Origin of the sequence: Caulobacter sp. B11, from assembly GCF_002737765.1 — a bacterium.
Classification (GTDB): Bacteria; Pseudomonadota; Alphaproteobacteria; order Caulobacterales; family Caulobacteraceae; genus Caulobacter.
In genome coordinates, this window is sequence record NZ_PEGG01000297.1 from 1 (window position 1) to 4,983 (window position 4,983).

The following is a 4,983-nucleotide window of genomic DNA, read 5'->3' on the forward strand; positions in this document are numbered from 1 at the left end:
CGACCCCGCAAGGACGGCGAATTGTCACGCACCAGATGCGGAAACCGCGCCTCGATCGCCAGGTTGCGGTGCTTCAGCGCGTCATAGTCGGCGTCGCTGATCGTCGGCGCATCCTGCTGGTGATAGGCCAGATCATGGGTCGCCAGGGCGTCGGCCAGCTGCTCCAGCTCGTGAGCGGCCTGGGCTTCGGTGAGGTCGGCGACGGCGATCTGGGACACGGGCGAATCCGAAGGGGCTGCGGCCAGGCAGATTAGCCAGTTTGTCGGGCCGAGGGGAGGCGCGCCGCGGCGCCATAGGCCAGAGAGCGCCTTGCCCCCTTGGCGGCGAGCTTGCTCTGGGCGCACCCCCGCCGCCCGCGCCGAACGGGCCGCAAGGTGAGAACGGAAAGGGTCGCGGCGCGCCGGACGAGGTCCGGAGAACTTTGATGATGATACCGTTTCGACAACGTCCGACGCGCCGCGCGACCGTCTCGATCATCAGCCTTCCGGCGGGCGGCGCTGTTGACGCCTTACCGGAAGCCGCGTCCACCGGTTTCCCGGCCTGGCGGCGGACGAAGCACGAGGGCCCAAGGCTCAAATCACCCGTGTTGGCCTTCGTCCCAGGCCGATGGCGGGCGGGTTTCCGCAGCGACGGAAAGCCCCGGACATGGTCGGGTATCCGCCCCGACCCCAGTCCCGCTCGATCACCCCCCGCCGCCGCACCGGTCGCTGGCCATGCGCCCTTTCCACCGCGACGAGGTGGGATGAGCTTACGGGCGGTTTGAGCGCCTTTGATTGGCGCGCTGAACTATTTTGCAGGGCGTTGATGTCGTTAGGGTTTGCGGTGGCGTCACCGGGGTGGAGCACGGCGGGCGCCCGTCGAAAGCCCCTTCCCCCTCGCGGGAAGGGTTGGGGATGGGGGCGCCGGCGCCGTATCGGCCGGCTCGGAGCCGAAACCCCACCCCCTGCCCCCTCCCCGCAAGGGGAGGGGGTTCATGAGGACTGGGCTGTGGCGGATCTGACACCTCGCCCTTGAAACGGGGGAGTATCTGAAGCCAGGCGCCCCGCCGGGCAGGCTTGACCCCAGAGCGCCAATTCCACCAAGGGTTTAAGGCGAAGTCGCATCCGGGGCGGATGCAATGCGGCCCCTCCAAATGTCTGAGAAGGGTGGGTTGCGGACCTTCGGAAAACCCCGCTAGCTGAACCCCATGGAGCATTTCTTCATAGAGCCCGCCGAGCGAGGGGATCTTCCCAGCCTGCTCATCCTGTACGCGCAGTTACATCCCAACGACCCGCCACTGGATTCCACTCACGCGGCTTCGGTATGGTCCCGTTTGATCCAGTCGGAGGAAACGACGGTCCTGGTGGCGCGATCAGGCCATGCCGTCATAGGCGCCTGCACATTGACCATCGTTCCGAACCTGACGCGGGGCGGGCGCGCCTACGCTATAATCGAGAACGTGGTGACGGATGCCGCCGAGCGCCGACGGGGCATTGGGCGCGCGCTCCTGGACGCCGCCGTTCGCAGGGCCCGGGATGTCGGATGCTACAAAGCGACATTGGCGACAGGCTCAAAGCGACAGGAGACCCTGCGCTTCTACGAAGGCGCCGGGTTCGTACGCGGGAAGAAAACGCACTTTGAGGCTACCTTGTCCTAAGGCTGTGATGTCCGACCAGGGTCGAACCACGCCTTTCGAACGGACGCCGACTTCGGACATCGGGCAGGCCGCGAGCCCCCCTACCCCTCGATAAAGTGCGGCACGAACCGCGCCAGGTTCTTGGTCACCACGCTGTCATCCTCGCGCATCCCGATCCCGACCGGTTCGTTGCCGACCATCCAGGCCCCGACCACCGGTCGCTGGCCGTCGAAATTGGGCGGTGGGGCATAGGCCTGCAGGATCGCCCCCTCGGCGCCGTAGCCCTGGTCCAGAATCGGCTCGCGCTCGCCGTCGGGGCCGCCGACGATCTCGATATTGGCCCCCTCGCGCGAGAACAGCGGCTTGCGCACATAGCGTCCGCCCAGGGCCGAGGCCGCCGGATCGCCCTCGAAATAGGCCTCCAGCAGATTGGGGTGGCCGCGGTGGCGTTCCCACAACAGCGGCAGGATACCCTTGTTGGACAGGATCGACTTCCAGGCCGGCTCCAGCCAGCGCACCTGGGCGGTGGCCAGATGAACCGCATAGGGCTCGCGCAGCATCTGCTCCCAGGGATAGAGCTTGAACGCGGCCTGCAGCAGATAGCCGTCCTGGTCGACGAACTGGCCCTCGGCATTGGCGCCGATCGCGTCCATGGCCACGAACTTGGGCTCCAGCCCGGCCTGGGCCGCGAGGTCCTCGAGGAAGCGCACGGTCTGGCGGTCCTCGACGGCGTCGGCGTCGCTGGCGAAGTGCACGAAGCCGCCAGTGGGAAACAGCGCGGTGAAGCGATCGCGCAGGGCCTCGAACAGGCTGTTGAACTGGTCGCTATTGGCCGGCAGGGCCCCGCTGGCGATCAGCTCCTCCAGCCACAACCACTGGAAGGTCGCCGCCTCGAACACGCTGGTCGGGGTGTCGGCGTTGTACTCATAGAGCTTGGGCTTGGAGACGCCGTCATAGCCGAAGTCGAACCGGCCATAGAGCGATGGCGACTTGGCCCGCCACGCGGCGGCGACGAAGTCACGATGCTCGGCCGGGATGGCCAGCCGGTGCATCAGGGCGTCGCTGCCGACCGCCTCGTCGACCAGGTCCAGGCACAGCTCGTGGATGTCGGCCGCCGCCGGCTCGAGGTCGTTCTCGATCTCGGCCAGGGTGAAGGCATAGGCGGCGCTTTCATCCCAATAGGCCTGGCCTTCCATGTGGTGGAAGATGAAGCCGACGGCGTCGGCCTTTTCCCGCCAGTCGGCGCGGGGCGTCAGGGTCAGGCGGCGCATCAGGCGGCAACTCCATAAATCCGTCTTCCCGGCGAAGGCCGGGACCCAGATTCAGCCGTAACTTCTAGGGATTTCCGACAAGGCTCGGCCTTACGATCTGGGCCCCGGCCTTCGCCGGGGAGACGGATAAGGGGGAAGCCTACCCCTCGTCGGTCGGCTTCTGTTCGATCTGCAGGGTCGGCTTGGCCGGGGCCAGGCGGGCCAGGATGTCGTCGGCCGAGGACTGGCCGGGCATGATGCCCGCCAGCCGCAGCTGCTCGTCGAGATCGGCGCCGGTGCGGCGGTCTTCCAGTTCGCCGGCGGCCTTGATCTTCTCGCCCCGGATCATCTGGCGTTCCTTGATCCGCGCCAGGCTGCCGGCGGCCGAACCGAGGGAGGCGCCCGCGCCGGCCCCGCTGGCCGAAACGGCGGCCTGGGCCTTCTGGACCGACTCATTGACCTTCACGACATCGACCTCGCGACGCAGGGTCTCGATCCGGCGGTCGGTGGCGGTGATGGCCTTGTGCAGCTGGTCCTCGGCGATCCGCATGTCGCCGATCTGAGGCTCCTTCAGGGTGACCTCCTGCTCGAGGTCGGCGATGCGCTGGGCCACCTGGCGGGCCAGGTCCATGTCGCCCTTGGCGACGGCGGCGCGGGCCGAGCCCTCGTACTTGGTCACCTGGTCGCGCAGGCTCTTGACCTCGTTTTCCTGGATGCGGCGGCGGGCGACCAGGGTGGCCAGGTCGTCGCGCGCCTTGCCCTGGGCGGTGTCGGCGTCACGGATTTCCTGGTCGAGGATGCGGATGGCGTTGGCGTCGACGACGGCCGAGGTGGCCTCATGCGCGCCGGCGCGACCCAGGGTGAAAAGCTTGCGCCAGATGGACATCGGGAGTCTCCGGAAGGCTCGAAAAGGATCAGGCGGTGAATTCGGTGCGCAGGTCGGACGCCGCTTCGATGGCGTTGAAGGCCAGGGTGCGCAGCTCGATCAGGATGTCGTCGATCGACGAGCTGGTCGCCAGTTCGCCGAACAGTTCGTAATAGTCACGCTCGCCGACCGTGCTGATGCCGAAGTTCGACAGGGGCACCAGCTTCTGGGCCTTGAGCAGGAATTCGTTGAAGGCGTGGCGGTCGGCCTGTTCGTCCACCGGCCACAACAGCACCGAGGCGGCGATCTGCTGGTCGCTGAGGCTGACGAAGATCTCCAGATCGCCCTGATCGCGCATGGTGACCAGCAGGACAGGATCGGCGCCTTCCAGCACCCGCGCCGAAAGCTCCGTCCCGCCCCGCTCATCGAGCGCGGTCTTCAGGGAGCGAACGTTCCAGGTCTGCGTCATCGTCAATTGTCCTCGTTGGCGGCGCCTTGGCCCCGTTCATACAAGATGGGAGCGCCGGCGCCACCCGTCGAGACGTCCGACCGCATTTGCCGGATGACAAGTTGGTAATGGCGCGCCCCCTTTAACGGCGGGGGTCGGCGGCGTATGTAGGGGGCTGGTCCTTCGCGTGGTCGGCTGAATGTTCAACAAGCTTTTCGGACGCAAGCAGGCCGCCCTGCCGGCCGCCCTGCCCGCCATCCGCAATGTCACCCTGGGTCGAACCGTGTGGATCGACACCCTGGCCTGGCGGCGATTCGGCGCCGAGACCAAGTTTCCGCTCGACCGCGACACCCTGGTGATCACGGCCCAGGGTCTGGTCGCGCTCAGCGACGGCGGCTTCGTGCATCGCTTCTATACCGACGACCACATGATGTTTCAGGCGTCAGCGACGACGCGACGGCCTGTCGTCAATGACGTCACCCTGTTCGCCCCTGGACAGCGCCTATCCGGGCAGCGCGGCCGACCGCGGCGCCTGGGCCAAGCGCCTGCGGGCCCGCAGCTTCACCACCAGCGGCCTGCCCGACTATCCGCGTTTTCTGTTTCGGCGACGAGGCCGAAAGCCAGGAGCCGGTCAGTTTCTGGAAGACCTGCACGACGATCGCGACGGCGTGCCGCGACCGGCGCCTGTACCAGACCAGCATGCTGTTCGCCCGCGATTGCCGGGGCGACGGCCGCGAGCTTCTGCTAGCCATCGAACAGGAGACCGAGGACCACGAGTGTCGTTCGAGATCATGATCGGCGTGCC

At 67.1% G+C, this 4,983-nt stretch carries 6 protein-coding genes and 1 pseudogene; 3 read left to right on the plus strand and 4 right to left on the minus strand.

The features are described 5' to 3' along the window. On the minus strand, positions 1–218 hold a 218-nt coding region (locus CSW58_RS11440), incomplete at its 3' end, for a hypothetical protein (protein ID WP_143755183.1). Positions 219–1,186: 968 nt separating this feature from the next. Here CSW58_RS11440 and CSW58_RS11445 point away from each other — a divergent pair. Next, positions 1,187–1,636 (plus strand): GNAT family N-acetyltransferase, encoded by a 450-nt coding sequence (locus tag CSW58_RS11445; RefSeq protein ID WP_099447372.1) that lies wholly within the window; start codon positions 1,187–1,189, stop codon positions 1,634–1,636. A gap of 80 nt (positions 1,637–1,716) precedes the next feature. On the opposite strand, the gene CSW58_RS11450 is transcribed toward CSW58_RS11445, so the two are convergent. The 3 genes from CSW58_RS11450 to CSW58_RS11460 all read right to left on the minus strand — a co-directional run bounded on the left by CSW58_RS11450 (position 1,717) and on the right by CSW58_RS11460 (position 4,199). After that, the gene (locus tag CSW58_RS11450; protein WP_099447373.1) at positions 1,717–2,886 is read right to left on the minus strand and encodes a glutathionylspermidine synthase family protein; all 1,170 of its coding nucleotides are present in this window, start codon (positions 2,884–2,886) and stop codon (positions 1,717–1,719) included. Positions 2,887–3,025: 139 nt separating this feature from the next. Continuing rightward, positions 3,026–3,751 (minus strand): PspA/IM30 family protein, encoded by a 726-nt coding sequence (locus CSW58_RS11455; RefSeq protein WP_099447374.1) that lies wholly within the window; start codon positions 3,749–3,751, stop codon positions 3,026–3,028. 28 nt (positions 3,752–3,779) lie between these two features. After that, on the minus strand, positions 3,780–4,199 hold the full coding sequence (locus tag CSW58_RS11460) for a YjfI family protein (protein ID WP_099447375.1): 420 nt from the start codon (positions 4,197–4,199) through the stop codon (positions 3,780–3,782). 178 nt (positions 4,200–4,377) lie between these two features. On the opposite strand from CSW58_RS11460, the pseudogene CSW58_RS15830 reads away from it, so the two are divergent. Together CSW58_RS15830 and CSW58_RS15835 are read left to right on the plus strand one after the other, a co-directional pair. Beyond that, positions 4,378–4,611, plus strand: a pseudogene (locus tag CSW58_RS15830) (DUF2491 family protein); the annotation flags it as partial. A gap of 224 nt (positions 4,612–4,835) precedes the next feature. Next, positions 4,836–4,973, plus strand: a complete 138-nt coding sequence (locus CSW58_RS15835; RefSeq protein WP_255406580.1) for a YjfK family protein — start codon at positions 4,836–4,838, stop codon at positions 4,971–4,973. Positions 4,974–4,983: the final 10 nt, after the last annotated feature.